This window comes from Xylanibacter brevis ATCC 19188, assembly GCF_000621725.1.
Taxonomy (GTDB): Bacteria; Bacteroidota; Bacteroidia; order Bacteroidales; family Bacteroidaceae; genus Prevotella; species Prevotella brevis.
In genome coordinates this window covers 16,034-29,708 of record NZ_JHXM01000003.1, presented here as the reverse complement: position 1 = coordinate 29,708, position 13,675 = coordinate 16,034, and the positions used below count along the sequence as shown (strand labels likewise).

The window sequence follows — 13,675 nt, the reverse complement described above, 5'->3', positions numbered from 1 at the left end:
TTCCCCTTTCCAGACTTTAGATTCACTACAAAAGCTACACTTTAGTGCCGCCAAACTAATGGTTTAGTGCCGCTAAAGTGCAGCTTTAGTTACGTTAAACTTGCACAGAAGCAGAATAAACAAGATGATGCAATTCTTATCTGAAGAACCTGTTTAGGTTCTTTATCACCTTGTCGAATTCCTTGGGTTTTATCTGATAGTTGTCCACAGGTTTCATATTGGCATCGGTCACTTCTATCCATCCCGCTCCTTCTTTGGTTAGGATGGTATCCTTTTCCAGAAGAAAGGCATAGCGTAGTTCATTACCTACGAAGTGCCATAAACGTGGAGTCGTGTCCGTCAATAACCGTCCTGCAGAATAATCCTCTATCGGGTTCTGAACCCCTAGGTAGTTATGCATGAGTGTTGGGACAACATCGTAGTGCGTAGTGCGATGGGAATAGGTCTTCGCCTCCTTGCCTGGTATATGCGCAATGAATGGTACACCTACCTGATAAACGCAGAAATTGCTGCTGTGTCCCCAGTAGTTATTGTGGTTTTCGTTGAACTCTTGCCCGTGGTCGCCTGTGATAATAATGAGCGTGTTGTCATAGATTCCATTTTGCTTGAGTCCGTTGATGATATTGCCAATGAGCGAATCGGTGGCATGACAGAGATTGCGATACAAGTTCCAGAATGGTTCTACAGGTGTATCGTTATCCAATGTGGCATAGTTCGCATACGGCCATGCGGGCTTGAAGTGTTGCGGTTTGTCTTCAGGCCAAGCTAGCGAATGAGGCATGTCAAAGAAAGCAAATGCGAAGAAAGGCTTTTTGCTTTTTGCCATCTTCGGCATATCGCCTATCAGGTCAGCAGCGATGCGATGGTCGCGATCGTAGGGCGTTTTTCCAGATGTTTCTGTTCTTAGATTAGGAACGTGGTGAAAGAGAACGCGTGCAAATGGGGGAGACTGCAGCGTAGCACTTGGATAGGCACGGAAATCATACCCTTCAGAAAGTAACTGGTCGATGAGCAAAGGACTTTGATGGCTACCTTGGAATGCAGGCCAATAGTAAGGCTGCAATCCTGTGAAAAGTCCGAAAACGGAATAGCGCGTGCCATTGCTGCAACTCATGTGATTGGCAAAGAACTGTTCTTCTTGCGCCATTTTCCACAGATTGGGCATGCATTCCTCGGTAAGCGCCCTACGGGTCCATGAGTCTATCAGAATCATGATGATATTCGTTTTAGCTGAGTCTGGTTGGGCTTCGATGGGGTGTAGTGGATACTGTAGTTCTCCGTTGCCACCATCATTCTCGTCGATATCAAGAATGTTACGTTCAAATCCCATTGCCTCGAGGTCAGAACTCATGGATATAGGGAAGTAATAAGGTACCAAACGGGCTGTTAGTAGGATTGAAGGCTTAACGACAAAGGCTCCATAGATATGCAATCCGTTGGCCACCAATAATGAAAACACCAGTAGCCCGGCAGCCCAATGATTATAGTTGCGTCTCCATCGCTGTGATAGCCAGTGAGCTGCCCACCATGCGCCCACGGCGACAAGTGCTATAATGAGGAGCGTTATTCCTTCGCGTAGAACGAGCGATTCATCAAACTGAAAGATGTCGCCAGGGTTAGGCCCCGTTAACATGTTCAGTACAAAACCGTTGATATGGAAACGATATATCTTATACACCTGCATGTTTAAGAAAACAATGGCATATAATAGCGCCACGCTACTCACAAACATTGTCGTAGCTACACGTCGGCAACGCAATAGCACTAATGGGAGGAATAGTACAAGAAATAATGCCAGTTCTAACAATGCTGCATGTGAGATGCAAGAGAAAATAAAGAAGACCCATCCCACGAAATCAATTTTTCCTACCACCGAGTCACCTTGGATATAGCACATGAACAAACAGCCAAGGAACAGTGACGTTATGATATAGTATATAAAACCTTTGGTAAGCGATTCTTTCATGAGTGCAAAGTTACGAATAATCATGAGAAATGCCAAATTTATTTGATGATTTGCTAATTATTTTGTACCTTTGCAACGTTGAAAGCTAAAACAGTAATGAAGAGACTGTCATACCACTTGCTTTATGGCATAGCTTATAGTTTATCGCTACTGCCTTTGTGCGTGCATTACGTTCTTTCCGACTGTATCTTCCTCATCGTCTTCTATATAGTAAGGTACAGACGAAAATTGGTGCAGAATAATCTTTCAGACTCTTTTCCGGAGAAGAGTCAGCTTGAGCGTAGCCAACTTGAACGGCAGTTCTATCATTGGCTTTGCGACTATGTGGCAGAAACGGTGAAACTGCTGAGTATTAGCAATGAAAGTCTGCTGAAACATATTGAGTTCAGAGGCGTTGAGGAGTTGGAGAAGGTTTTTGATGAAGGCCGCAATTGTGCTGCTATATTAGGACATTATTGTAACTGGGAGTGGCTCTCGGCAACAGGGCTGGCTTTCCAACGTCACCCGAGTGCTGTCATGGGACTTATTTACCACCCGCTCTATAACGAGGCGTTCAATCAGTTGTTCATTGATATTCGTTCTTCGCATGGCGGACAATGTGTACCAAAACAAGACATCTTGCGTAGCCTCATCTCCCTGAAACGTGAGAATCGTCGTTCGCTCTTTGGCTATATTAGTGACCAAAGTCCGAAGTGGGAGAATATGCATCTATGGGTTGATTTCCTGAATCATGACACCCCTGTTTTTACAGGTGCAGAGCGCATCATGCAAAAAATGAATGATGCCGTGTTCTATGTTGACATGCAGCGCCCTCGTCGGGGAAAGTATATCTGCACTTTCCGCCTGATAACTAACGAGGCCGCCAAAGAAGAGGAATTCGCTATCACTCGTCGCTTTTTCGAGTTGCTCGAAGAGAGCATCCGCCGTCAACCATCTTTCTATCTGTGGACGCATAACCGATGGAAACGAGGACGCGAGGAATTCAACAGGAAGTATGACGTGATAGATGGTAAAATCATACGTAAGGAGGAATATAAATAAGTCAAGGAGATAAGCCATGATAAAATTCTTAGACTTACAGAAGGTTACGCAGAAGCATGGTGCAGAGATCAGTAAGGCCATACAACGAGTCGTTGAATCTGGATGGTATCTGCAGGGCTCTGAGAACGAACGCTTCGAAAAAAACTATGCAGAGTATATTGGTTGCCGTTATTGTGTGGGCTGTGCCAATGGACTCGATGCACTCATATGGATTTATCGTGCTTATATAGAACTGGGTGTTATGCATCCTGGTGATGAGGTTATTGTACCGGCAAATACCTATATCGCCTCCATTCTTGCACTTACGGAGAATAACCTGGTACCTGTACTTGTAGAACCGCGTTTAGACACGCTCGAACTTGATGAAGACGCCATTGAGAAGCATATCACCTCACGTACTCGTTCTATTTTACTCGTTCACCTTTATGGAAGGTGCGCATATACGGAGAAAATCTCTCAGATATGCCGGAAGCATGGTTTGAAACTTGTGGAAGATAATGCTCAGGCACACGGGTGTCATTGTTATGACGGAAGAAGAACGGGTTCTCTTGGCGATGCTGCCGGACATAGCTTCTATCCAGGAAAGAATCTTGGCGCACTGGGTGATGGAGGTGCTGTGACAAGTAATGATAAAGAGCTTGTAGACACGGTGCGTGCGCTTGCAAACTATGGGTCGCAACGTAAGTATGTCTTTAAATATACAGGCCGCAACAGTCGTTTGGACGAGTTGCAGGCAGCTGTCTTGGATGTGAAGTTGAAGTATCTTGATGAAGACAATGAGCAACGCAGAGCCATAGCAGACATATACTATGCAGAGCTCCGTAATCCATTAATCACTCTACCTAAGCGCCTGCCAAGTCAGCAGAATGTGTATCACATTTTTCCAGTATTGTGTCAGAGCCGTGATTTGCTACAGGATTACTTGACTCAACATGGTGTGCAAACACTCATTCATTACCCGATACCACCTCATCAACAAGAATGCTATAGTCAATGGCGTCAGTTGTCGTTGCCTGTTACTGAGCAAATCCATTGTCAGGAACTGAGTCTGCCGATCAGTCAGGTGATGACGGAGGATGAGGCACGCCAGGTGGTGTCTGTCTTGAATAGTTTTAGTTTAAACGCGGAATAGTATTTATGACTCAAACAAAATATCGGAAAGTATGGGTTGACTGGATGAAGACCCTTGGCATGCTAACCATTATATGGGGACACTGTTTTCCTGATGGGATGTCGGCATTCGTTTATGCCTTTAATGTACCTGTGTTTTTCTTAATTTCAGGTTATCTCACTCATCAGGAAACATCCATGAAGGTATGTTTCGAGAAAACCCTTCACAACCTGATTATCCCATATTTCATTCTTGCCTTCATCAAGGCTGCCGGCTATATGTTCGCTCATTTCTCTGATGGTCAGTGGCTATGGTCCGTCTTGGCTATCTTGGGAGGATTCCATGAACTGCACGATGCCTATGGATGTAGTAATCTGTGGTTTGTCTATACTTTGATTCTCATAAAGTTTATCTATCAGTTATTGCCCAATTACCGATTGCTATTGTCCTGCCTTTGTATTGGTGGGGCCGTGGCTTATAATCAGTACGAAAGTGATTTGGCATGGTCGGCTGTTAATATGCTACTGGCATTACCGTTCTTTATGCTGGGTAACTATTTTGCATCACAAAAGCGCTTTGAAGAGATAAATGCTAAGTTGAGTTCTCTGAACTGGGGTTTATGGATACTTCTGTTGGCAGGGTGCATCGCTCTCACTTATACAATCAGTTATTGGAATGATACCGCCAAGATGTATGAAGGACACTATGGTGAGAGCTTTTGGCTATTCTCTCTTGCGTCCTTAACGGGTAGTGCAATCATTTACCTCCTGTCCGTGCGCTTGAATGGCATTGACTGGAAATGGGTACGTATATCATCCCTGGGTTCTATCGTAACGCTTGTGTTCCATCGTGAATTGCTTCATACGCCTATTAAGCTGGTGAAGAATTCGGATATGGACATCTTCTCAGCTAATTTGGCTTTATTCTTCTCGTCTGCATTAGTCCTGATAGCCTTTGTTCCAATTATTATGATTGTTAAGCGTGTTTTACCCGTCGTTTTGGGACGTCGTGCAAAAAATATATAGTCTATGAGAATAGTTATTTGTCCTGAATATCAGTATCTGAGCAATTGGATTCATCAGATTCCACGTCTGTTTGCTACAGGCGATGGCGATTTGTTGTTTAAAGGACGAAATCAGGTGCGTCTATTCGAGGTAGAGGGGAAGAAGTTAGTCGTGAAGCGTTTCAAGCGTAACGATATCATAAAAAGGATAGTATATACATTCTTTCGCGAAAGTAAGGCACGTCGCTCGTACGAGAATGCGGTACTGTTGCGTAAACGAGGTTTTCATACCCCACATGAGGTTGCATACATCGAGGAAACTAGCCTTGGTCTTGTTTCGCAGGTCTATTATGTCTGTGGGTACACAGATAGTCAACCTATTCGTCCACGACTGATTGAACAGACTCCCTTCGATGAACAGTTGGCTATGGTCTATGCGCAGTATGTGGCTTCTCTTCATGCAGCCGGCGTATTGCATCGCGATCTTAATCCTACAAATGTCTTGGTCGATGCGGAGAATCATTTTGAACTGATAGATATCAATCGTATGAGGTTCTTTGACGGACCGGTTCCTAAAAATGATTGTATGGAGAATCTGACTCTTTTCTATTGGCTGACACCTGCCTATCGCTTCATTCTCAAAGAGTATGCTCGTCAGCGAGGATGGACAGAAGCGGATATTGCAGAGGCTATCCGAGTGAAGGAACGCCATGATAAGCGATGGATACGTAGAAAGAAAATAACTCATCTTGGAAAATATGAAGTATTACATTGAAGTAGGTACCAATAATAAGGCTAAGCAAGATATTGATGAGATATGCCGTCGTGAGGGTTTTCGCAATCTTACTCGCCATAACTTTGGCGAAGGTGGGGTCGGACGATTCCTTACGAAGCTAGTCAGTGTAACCAGTATTCTATGGAACCTCAAGAAGAACGATGTACTCTTCTTGCAGTATCCAATGAAGAAGTTCTACTATATGGCATGTACCTTGGCGCAATGGAAAGGTGCTAAAGTCGTAACGGTTATCCATGACTTAGGAGCTTTCCGTCGCCATAAGCTCACGGCAGAAAAAGAGAATAAGCGCCTCTCAAAGACTGATTTTCTGATTGTTCATAATCCTACCATGCGTGACTACGTCATAAAGCATGGGTTCCGTGGGGGTGTTCACTGCTTACAGATATTTGATTACTTGTCGCAAAGCCATAACACTCAGACTGTACAGGCTTCACAGGAACTCCCAACCATCGTATATGCAGGTAATCTAGGGCGCTGGCGTAATGATTTTCTTTATAAGCTGGAGCCCGTGATGAAAGGTTGGCAGATGGATCTCTATGGTAAGGGATTCGATGATCAGTCCAATGGTAATCCATCTTTGCACTATCATGGCTTTATGGCTAGTGATGATTTCATAGCAAGGGTTCAGGCAGACTTCGGTCTTGTATGGGATGGTGATTCACTGGATGAATGTACGGGCGATTGGGGAGAATACCTGCGTATCAACGATCCGCACAAAACATCGTTCTATCTGCGTGCCGGCATTCCTGTTATCGTATGGAGCCAAGCTGCAATGGCTCCCTTTATCGTAAGCGAGAAGGTGGGTATTAGTGTTGATTCCCTTTCGCAGATATCGGAGCGTGTGGCACAACTGTCGTCTGATAACTATATTCAAATGAGACAGAATGCGCTTGACATGGGTCAACGCCTTAATGAGGGCTATTATATTAAACAAGGACTAACAGCAGCCAACGATTATCTTAATCAACATGTATAAAGTAAGATTTATGCCCTACCGCGAAGGGCTCGCAACCATCATGCATCGCCAGACACCTGGACATAACCTGCGTTCACAGGATGGTCGCTATGAGTTCTGTTTGGATGATTCAATGGAGGAAGCTGACTTCTGGGTGGTACAGGGTAAAGGTGTGCGTGACCTTCAGACGTGTCGTGTGGCGCCAGAGAATACGATTCTATTGACCACGGAGCCTCGTTCTGTGTTGGTATATCCACAACGTTACATTGATCAGTTCGGACTGGTGGTGAGCTGTCAGCAGCAGATGCATCATCGTCATGTGAAATATGGTCCGGCTATTCTTCCTTGGTTCGTGGGTTACAAGCCTGATGGAAAGGGGGGATATGTATTCACCGAGGATTATGATTCTCTTCAACGTCCAGTTGAACCACAGGAAAAGACGAAGCTTCTCTCTGTTATTACCAGTAATAAGGCCTTCACCCGTGGCCACCTGGATCGCATCAAGTTTGTAGAGAAGCTCAAAGCCCGTTTTGGCGATCAGCTAGACATCTTCGGTCGCGGATTCCGTTCCTTCGACGATAAGTGGGATGTGCTGCGTCCTTATAAGTATCACATCGCCATCGAGAACTCGTCAGAGCGCTATTACTGGACCGAGAAAATCAGCGACTGCTACCTCACAGGCACCTTCCCTATCTATCACGGTTGTACCAATCTGGCCGACTATTTCAGTCGTGATGCTTTCGAACCCATAGATATCCGCAAGCCCGAACAGGCCATCCGCATCATCGAGGAGCAGTTGCAGAAGCAGCGCTACGAGCAGTCGGTGGCTGTGCTCGACGCCATGAAGCAGCGCGTGTTGGGCGAGTACAACATGTTTGAGTACGTGGCACGCCTCTGCGACCAGATGAATCCTGATGCGCCCAAGCAGACGGTCACCATTCATCCTTGTCGTTCGGGCATGGACTGGCGCAACATGGTGCATTATGCCTTTAGCCAGAACTACTATAAGCTACAAACAAAATTGCATTTTTTAAGATATGGAAACCAGTTACAATCCAAATGAGCAGGCTCTGGCGCTGCACGGTGACCGTGTTGACGAAGAGACCCGTCGAGTGCAGGCACGCCTGTTGAATATACTGAAAGCGATAGACAGCGTCTGTCGTGAACATCATCTCACCTACTACCTGCTGTGTGGCACCATGTTGGGTGCCGTGCGTCATGGCGGATTCATTCCCTGGGACGACGATGCCGATGTAGGTATGCCTCGCGAGGACTACGACACCCTGTTGGCGCATGCCGACGAGTGGATGCCCGAGGGCTACGAGGTGGTAAGCGGTGGCCGCACCGAGGGCTATCCTTATCCTTTTGCACGCGTCCAAGAGGCCGGTTCCACTTATCGCATGCATCGCAGTTATGATTTTGTAGGCGGCCTTCCCATCGACTTGTTTCCCCTTGATGGCATGATAGAAGATTGCGGTGCCCGTCGCCGTCATTATGCGCGTTATAAGATGTGGTGGAAACTGCTGTATTTCACCCACACCGATCCCTATAAGCACGGTCGTGGTATTCGCAGCATGATTACCTTGCTGCTGCGCCGTTTGTTCAAGCCCAACTATGTGCATGCCAAGCTCGACAAGGTGCGCCGTCAGTGGCGTATAGCCGACAGTCCGTTGTTGGCCGATCACGACTATCGTCCGGAAAAGGGTGCCATGCCCAAGGAGTGGTATGGCGAGCCCGTCCCTGTTAAGTTCGAAGATTGTATGCTGATGGGCGTGTCAAAGCCCGATGAGTATCTCACGCATCTCTATGGAAACTACATGGAGATTCCCAGCGAGATACCGCCACGCAACTATCGCTTCCTTGACTTGAACAAGCCATGGAGGGAATATGTTGCTGAACAAAAGAAATAGAAAAAAACGTGTGAAGTAGAATGAGACTACTTCACACGTCCGAAAGTTTTAATGCTCACATACTTGCGCCACAGGTTCAGCTTGCGCTTAGCAGGCACACCGTGGCGCTTGATGTATTCTGTCACGCCTTGCAGCATGCGTTCAGCACAGTGACCGTCGGTGTAAGGGTCGTAGTTGGCAATGATCCATTGGCGCTTCTCTGTCAGCATCTGACTGCTGAACACTTCGTCGTAGGCGGCTGTCAACAGACCGACGTCGTGGATGTCTTTCCAGTAGGGGTCCTGACTCACGGTGTCCACCGTGATGACGGGCTTGTCCAGCAGCAGCATCTCGTAGATGGTCGAAGACGTGTCGCTCACCATGGCGTCGGCCATCAGCATATACTTGCTCACGGCGAAGTCATCCTCAAAGACGATGTTCTGATGACTAGCAGCCAACTGCCTGTATTCCTCCACCCATTCCTGGCGGGTCAGCGGATGAAGCTTTATCAGCAGCAGCACCCTCTTCTCGTCAACCAGTTTTACCAGTGCCTCTTTAATCTTTGGCAGTGATGTCAGGCGGGGCGAGAACGTCGGCGCATACAGCACGATGCGTTCACATTGATGCCTCTTTAGCAGCTCCTCTCGCTCCTGGTCGAAGTCATGCCGATGGCGGGCTATCCAGTCTTGGCGTGTCCAGCCCGTCTCCAGCACCTCAAAATCGCGGTACTTCTTCTGCAGCTTCAGAAACTCCTCGGTGAAGTAGCGGCCCTGCGTCATGTAGATGTCGAAGTAGTTACGGATATGAAACTGGTCGCGCTTCTCGGCTGCATAGCCATGGAAGATGCTGCACTTCACGCCGCTCAGGTAGTAAGGCACAATGTTGCCCGGTGCAAAGACCGCATCGGGATGGAAATCATAAGCCTCCTGCATGGAATGCGTCCAGCGCACCTCGTCCTTCAGTGGAAAGACAGGTATCTTCTTCTGGTGCACATACCACAACACCTCGTGTCCACCTTGGCGGTCAGCTTCTGCTTGCAGTGGTCTGACGATATCCACGGCATATTTGTTCTCACAGAATAGCAGTATCTTCATGTTCAATAGCTATTTGATGATTTTCTTCCAGAGTCGTTGGAATACCGAATTGCTGTATTCCTTCTGAACCTCGGGCAGCACGTCGCGATAGTCGCGATGCGCGTCGATAATCAGTTGTCCATGCATTGTGGGGTCTTTGAGCGGTATCATATAGTCTTCACCGTATTGAATGGTGAGATAGGTGTCCCATCCCATGGGTACAGGCACTTTGATATCCTCAAAGTCCAGCCAGAGTGTCTTGTCGTAAATCTCCTTAGGATAGACCAGCGATTTGCCGGTGAACGACAGCTCGCCAACGTATTTGTTCGTTTCCACGGGGAACTGGCGGTACTGGTCTTCTGCTTCACGGAAGATGGTACTCCAGCCACGTTTCTTGACTGCGTAGCGGGCGCGCCACTTACGTCCAATCAGTCCGATGCGTCCCGACGCCCAGATGCGTGTGTTCTTTGCTTTCAGAAAGCGCAGGATGCGACGGCTCCGTTTCAGCGCATTGTCCACGCGCACGTCGTCCATGGGAATACCATCGATGGGAAACACATCGATAAAGATGCCTTGGTGGAATGGCTGAAAGCAGTCGCTGGGACGAATGGCGGTAGTGCCATCCATTCGCAGTTGCGCATGACTGCGATAATAGTCGGTGTCGCTATATGCCGTCTGATAGAAATAGGGATGCTCGAACTCCTGTGCCGCAATCTCGTTCAGGCGGTCGTAGTCCTCTCGCATCATCGCTACGTCGATATCATCATCCCAGGGTATAAAACCCTTGTGGCGAACAGCGCCCAGCATGGTGCCTCCGTCCACCCAGCAACGCAGGTTATGACGGTTGCACACATCTATCAGCTTCTGCAGCAGGTCCAGCTGTACCTGCCAGAGTTCTTTCAGTGTCTCGTCAAGTTCGTAACCCGGTTTTTCTATTATTTCGTGCATGGCTAACCTTAATTTTGCTGCAAAGTTAATCATTTTTTCATAGATATGGTCCAGTGTTCAAAAAAGTTTTGTATTTTTGCAGTGAACTTTTCGTAAAACGAAAGCAGAGGTGAATAATAACAATACTGACCCCACCCCCTGCCCCTCCCCTACAAGGGAGGGGAGAGAGGCGGCTTCCTCTGCAGTTCTCCCCTTGAAGGGAGGGGAGAGAGGCAGCTTCCTCTGCGGTTCTTCCTTTGAAGGGAGGGGAGAGAGGCGGCTTCCTCTGCGGTTCTCCCTTTGAAGGGAGGAGAGAGAGGCGTCTTCCTCTGCGGTTCTCCCCTTGAAGGGAGGGGAGAGAGGCAGCTTCCTCTGCGGTTCTCCCCTCCCTTCAAGGGGAGGGGCAGGGGGTGGGGTCTGTAACCTTAGTTATTCTGTAACCTTAGTTATATAGAAGTGAAATAAAAAAATAGAAGAAAGAAAAATGCTGAATTTTACTGTAGGCCCCGTGATGTCGAGCGAAGCAGTTCGCGCCATTGGCCAAGAGCATGTACCTTATTTTCGTACCCCAGAGTTCTCCGAGGTGATGTTCGAGAACGAGCGTCTGGTTCGCGAATTTGCTCATGCGCCACAGGACAGTCGCGTCTGCTTCATGACTGGTTCCGGCACGGCATCCATGGAAGCTACGGTGATGAATGTGTTGTCACCGAAAGACAAGGCCATTGTCGTCAACGGCGGCTCGTTTGGCCATCGCTTTGTTGAGTTGTTGCAACTCCACCAGATACCCCATCATGAAATTAGTCTTGACTATGGTCAGCCGCTGACAGAAGCACATCTGGCCCCCCTTGCCAACCAGGGATATACCGCATTCCTGGTGAACATGGGCGAGACCTCAACAGGTGTGCTCTACGATATGCCCATGATTGCACGTTTCTGTCAGGCCAACGGGCTGCTGCTCATTGTCGATGCCATCAGCACCTTCCTGGCCGACCCGTTCGATATGGAGGCGCTGGGTGCCGATGTGATGATCACAGGCTCTCAGAAAGCGCTGGCCTGTCCTCCGGGCATCTCACTCATTGTCTTGTCGCCCCGCGCCTTAGAGCGTGTGAACCAGAACCATTCTGTTTCGATGTATCTCGACTTGAAGTCAGCCTTGAAGAATGGCGAGCGCGGCCAGACTCCCTTTACACCTGCGGTAGGTACCCTCCTGCAAATCAATCAGCGCCTGCGCGACATCAAGGCAGCGGGCGGTGTCGAGAGCGAACTGAAACGCATGAAGATGCTCTCGCAGGATTTCCGTCAGAAGGTGGCTCCACTGCCCTTTAAGATGTTCACCACTTCGCCTCAGAACGGCGTCACGGCTTTGTCGCCACAAGGTATCTCTGCCTATGATATCTTCACCACCCTGAAAGACGAATACCAGATATGGATTTGTCCCAATGGTGGCGACCTTCGCGACCGTGTCTTCCGTGTCGGACACCTCGGTGCCCTGACCACCGACGACAATACGACGCTGATTAATGCGATGTTAGATATGCAAAAACGCGGACTCATCAAATGAAGAAAGTCATCACATACGGCACCTACGACCTGCTTCACTACGGACATATCAGATTGCTCGAGCGCGCCAAGGCGCTGGGCGACTATCTGATAGTGGGCGTCACGGCCGACAGCTTCGATCAGCAGCGCGGCAAGCTCAACGTCGAGCAGTCGCTCATGGAGCGTATCGAGGCAGTACGTGCTACCGGTCTGGCCGACGAGATTATCGTCGAGGAATACGAAGGTCAGAAGATCGACGATATCCGTCGCTACGGTGTGGATATCTTCACCGTGGGCAGCGACTGGCGTGGCAAGTTCGACTACCTGAAAGAATATTGCGAGGTGGTCTATCTCGACCGCACCGAAGGCATTTCCAGCACCGAGCTGCGTTCCGAGCAACATGCACTTCGCTTGGGATTGATTGGCGAGTCGCCCATCTTAAATAAGATTGAACGCGAGAGCCACTTTGTCAATGGCATGCAGATCAGCGGTGTCTGTACCGAAGACGCCACCATGCTGTCAGAGACCCTCCATCAGCTGGTGATGCCCATGAGTCAGCTCAGTGAGCTGATAGAGAAGAGCGATGCAGTGTATGTCATCTCCAACCCCCGTAGGCACTTCGAACATATCAAGCAGATACTCAGCCAGGGCCGCCATGTGTTGTGCGAGTCGCCCATTGCCATTGCACCCGAACAGCTCAGCGAGCTGCGTGCGCTGGCCAAGGCAAAAGGTTGTCTGCTGGTCGATTCCCTGAAGACCGCCTATTCCATGGCCTATTCGCGTCTGGTGCTGCTGGCCAAGAGCGGTGCCATTGGCGACATCGTGTCGGTAGATGCCACCTGTACCAGTTTGGCAGGCTTCGAGGCCACCGAGAAAAAGAAGGCAGCCCATCTGTGGAACAGTATCTGCGCCTGGGGCCCCACGGCCATGCTGCCCATCTTCCAGTTGCTGGGCATCGACTACTGCAGCAAGACCATTGCCACCCATCTGCTTGGCGACGATAGCGACTTCGATGCCTTCACGAAGGTCACCTTCACCTATCCCCATGCTGTTGCCTCGCTGAAGGTCGGTCAGGGTGTTAAGTCAGAAGGCTCGCTGGTCATCTCTGGCACCAAGGGCTATATCTATGTGCCTGCCCCTTGGTGGAAGACCGACTATTTCGAGATACGCTACGAGAATCCAGCCAACAACCGTCGTTATTTCTACCAGCTCGACGGCGAGGGCCTGCGCTACGAGTTGCTCTCCTTCATGAAAGCCGTTCAGTCGGGGCGCCCCATGGGCTATGTCGACGAACCCACGTCTGATGCCATTGTGGCGGTCATCAGCGATTTCTATCATAAAAAAAATACGGTCATCATCTGATGGCCGTATCTTT

At 48.7% G+C, this 13,675-nt stretch carries 12 protein-coding genes; 9 read left to right on the top strand and 3 right to left on the bottom strand.

Translation table 11 applies throughout. The features are described 5' to 3' along the window. Positions 1-136 precede the first annotated feature (136 nt). On the bottom strand, positions 137-1,966 hold the full coding sequence (locus tag T433_RS0102100; RefSeq protein ID WP_052356946.1) for a sulfatase-like hydrolase/transferase: 1,830 nt from the start codon (positions 1,964-1,966) through the stop codon (positions 137-139). A gap of 96 nt (positions 1,967-2,062) precedes the next feature. Here T433_RS0102100 and T433_RS0102095 point away from each other — a divergent pair, with 96 nt between their 5' ends. The 7 genes from T433_RS0102095 to T433_RS0102065 are packed head-to-tail and all read left to right on the top strand — an operon-like array spanning position 2,063 to position 8,782. After that, entirely contained in the window at positions 2,063-3,007 is a 945-nt protein-coding gene (locus T433_RS0102095; protein ID WP_044109083.1) for a lysophospholipid acyltransferase family protein, read from the top strand. 16 nt (positions 3,008-3,023) lie between these two features. Further along, positions 3,024-4,139 (top strand): DegT/DnrJ/EryC1/StrS family aminotransferase, encoded by a 1,116-nt coding sequence (locus T433_RS0102090; protein ID WP_027454663.1) that lies wholly within the window; start codon positions 3,024-3,026, stop codon positions 4,137-4,139. A gap of 5 nt (positions 4,140-4,144) precedes the next feature. Continuing rightward, positions 4,145-5,143 (top strand): acyltransferase family protein, encoded by a 999-nt coding sequence (locus T433_RS0102085; RefSeq protein WP_027454662.1) that lies wholly within the window; start codon positions 4,145-4,147, stop codon positions 5,141-5,143. Between the two features lie 3 nt (positions 5,144-5,146). Then, positions 5,147-5,896, top strand: coding sequence for a lipopolysaccharide kinase InaA family protein (locus T433_RS14390; RefSeq protein WP_052356945.1), 750 nt, complete (start codon positions 5,147-5,149; stop codon positions 5,894-5,896). Beyond that, positions 5,880-6,893, top strand: coding sequence for a glycosyltransferase (locus T433_RS0102075; protein WP_027454661.1), 1,014 nt, complete (start codon positions 5,880-5,882; stop codon positions 6,891-6,893). Before T433_RS14390 ends, T433_RS0102075 begins: the two co-directional genes overlap by 17 nt. Then, positions 6,886-7,935 (top strand): glycosyltransferase family 10 domain-containing protein, encoded by a 1,050-nt coding sequence (locus tag T433_RS15760; protein ID WP_081778318.1) that lies wholly within the window; start codon positions 6,886-6,888, stop codon positions 7,933-7,935. The genes T433_RS0102075 and T433_RS15760 overlap by 8 nt, the downstream gene beginning before the upstream one ends. Next, on the top strand, positions 7,910-8,782 hold the full coding sequence (locus tag T433_RS0102065; RefSeq protein ID WP_044109082.1) for a LicD family protein: 873 nt from the start codon (positions 7,910-7,912) through the stop codon (positions 8,780-8,782). Before T433_RS15760 ends, T433_RS0102065 begins: the two co-directional genes overlap by 26 nt. Before the next feature lie 26 nt (positions 8,783-8,808). Here the strand turns inward: T433_RS0102065 and T433_RS0102060 are convergent, their stop codons facing one another. Together T433_RS0102060 and T433_RS15755 are read right to left on the bottom strand one after the other, a co-directional pair. Further along, positions 8,809-9,855 carry a CDP-glycerol glycerophosphotransferase family protein gene (locus tag T433_RS0102060; protein ID WP_027454658.1) on the bottom strand — a complete coding sequence of 349 codons (1,047 nt, stop codon included), beginning with the start codon at positions 9,853-9,855 and terminating at the stop codon, positions 8,809-8,811. A gap of 9 nt (positions 9,856-9,864) precedes the next feature. Next, a complete protein-coding gene (locus tag T433_RS15755) occupies positions 9,865-10,782 on the bottom strand; it encodes a LicD family protein (protein ID WP_052356944.1) in 918 nt (305 codons plus the stop codon). Positions 10,783-11,245: 463 nt separating this feature from the next. On the opposite strand from T433_RS15755, the gene T433_RS0102045 reads away from it, so the two are divergent. Next, positions 11,246-12,322: a pyridoxal-phosphate-dependent aminotransferase family protein gene (locus T433_RS0102045; RefSeq protein ID WP_027454656.1), complete on the top strand. Its 1,077-nt coding sequence runs from the start codon at positions 11,246-11,248 to the stop codon at positions 12,320-12,322. After that, complete coding sequence (locus T433_RS0102040) at positions 12,319-13,662, top strand: adenylyltransferase/cytidyltransferase family protein (protein ID WP_027454655.1); 1,344 nt, start codon at positions 12,319-12,321, stop codon at positions 13,660-13,662. Before T433_RS0102045 ends, T433_RS0102040 begins: the two co-directional genes overlap by 4 nt. Positions 13,663-13,675: the final 13 nt, after the last annotated feature.

What these genes read in the sequence shown, in the direction of transcription:
- T433_RS0102100 (WP_052356946.1), bottom strand. Translation starts at nt 1,966, where the DNA reads ATGAAAGAATCGCTTACCAAAGGTTTTATATACTATATCATAACGTCA.
- T433_RS0102095 (WP_044109083.1), top strand. Translation starts at nt 2,063, where the DNA reads ATGAAGAGACTGTCATACCACTTGCTTTATGGCATAGCTTATAGTTTA.
- T433_RS0102090 (WP_027454663.1), top strand. Translation starts at nt 3,024, where the DNA reads ATGATAAAATTCTTAGACTTACAGAAGGTTACGCAGAAGCATGGTGCA.
- T433_RS0102085 (WP_027454662.1), top strand. Translation starts at nt 4,145, where the DNA reads ATGACTCAAACAAAATATCGGAAAGTATGGGTTGACTGGATGAAGACC.
- T433_RS14390 (WP_052356945.1), top strand. Translation starts at nt 5,147, where the DNA reads ATGAGAATAGTTATTTGTCCTGAATATCAGTATCTGAGCAATTGGATT.
- T433_RS0102075 (WP_027454661.1), top strand. Translation starts at nt 5,880, where the DNA reads ATGAAGTATTACATTGAAGTAGGTACCAATAATAAGGCTAAGCAAGAT.
- T433_RS15760 (WP_081778318.1), top strand. Translation starts at nt 6,886, where the DNA reads ATGTATAAAGTAAGATTTATGCCCTACCGCGAAGGGCTCGCAACCATC.
- T433_RS0102065 (WP_044109082.1), top strand. Translation starts at nt 7,910, where the DNA reads ATGGAAACCAGTTACAATCCAAATGAGCAGGCTCTGGCGCTGCACGGT.
- T433_RS0102060 (WP_027454658.1), bottom strand. Translation starts at nt 9,855, where the DNA reads ATGAAGATACTGCTATTCTGTGAGAACAAATATGCCGTGGATATCGTC.
- T433_RS15755 (WP_052356944.1), bottom strand. Translation starts at nt 10,782, where the DNA reads ATGCACGAAATAATAGAAAAACCGGGTTACGAACTTGACGAGACACTG.
- T433_RS0102045 (WP_027454656.1), top strand. Translation starts at nt 11,246, where the DNA reads ATGCTGAATTTTACTGTAGGCCCCGTGATGTCGAGCGAAGCAGTTCGC.
- T433_RS0102040 (WP_027454655.1), top strand. Translation starts at nt 12,319, where the DNA reads ATGAAGAAAGTCATCACATACGGCACCTACGACCTGCTTCACTACGGA.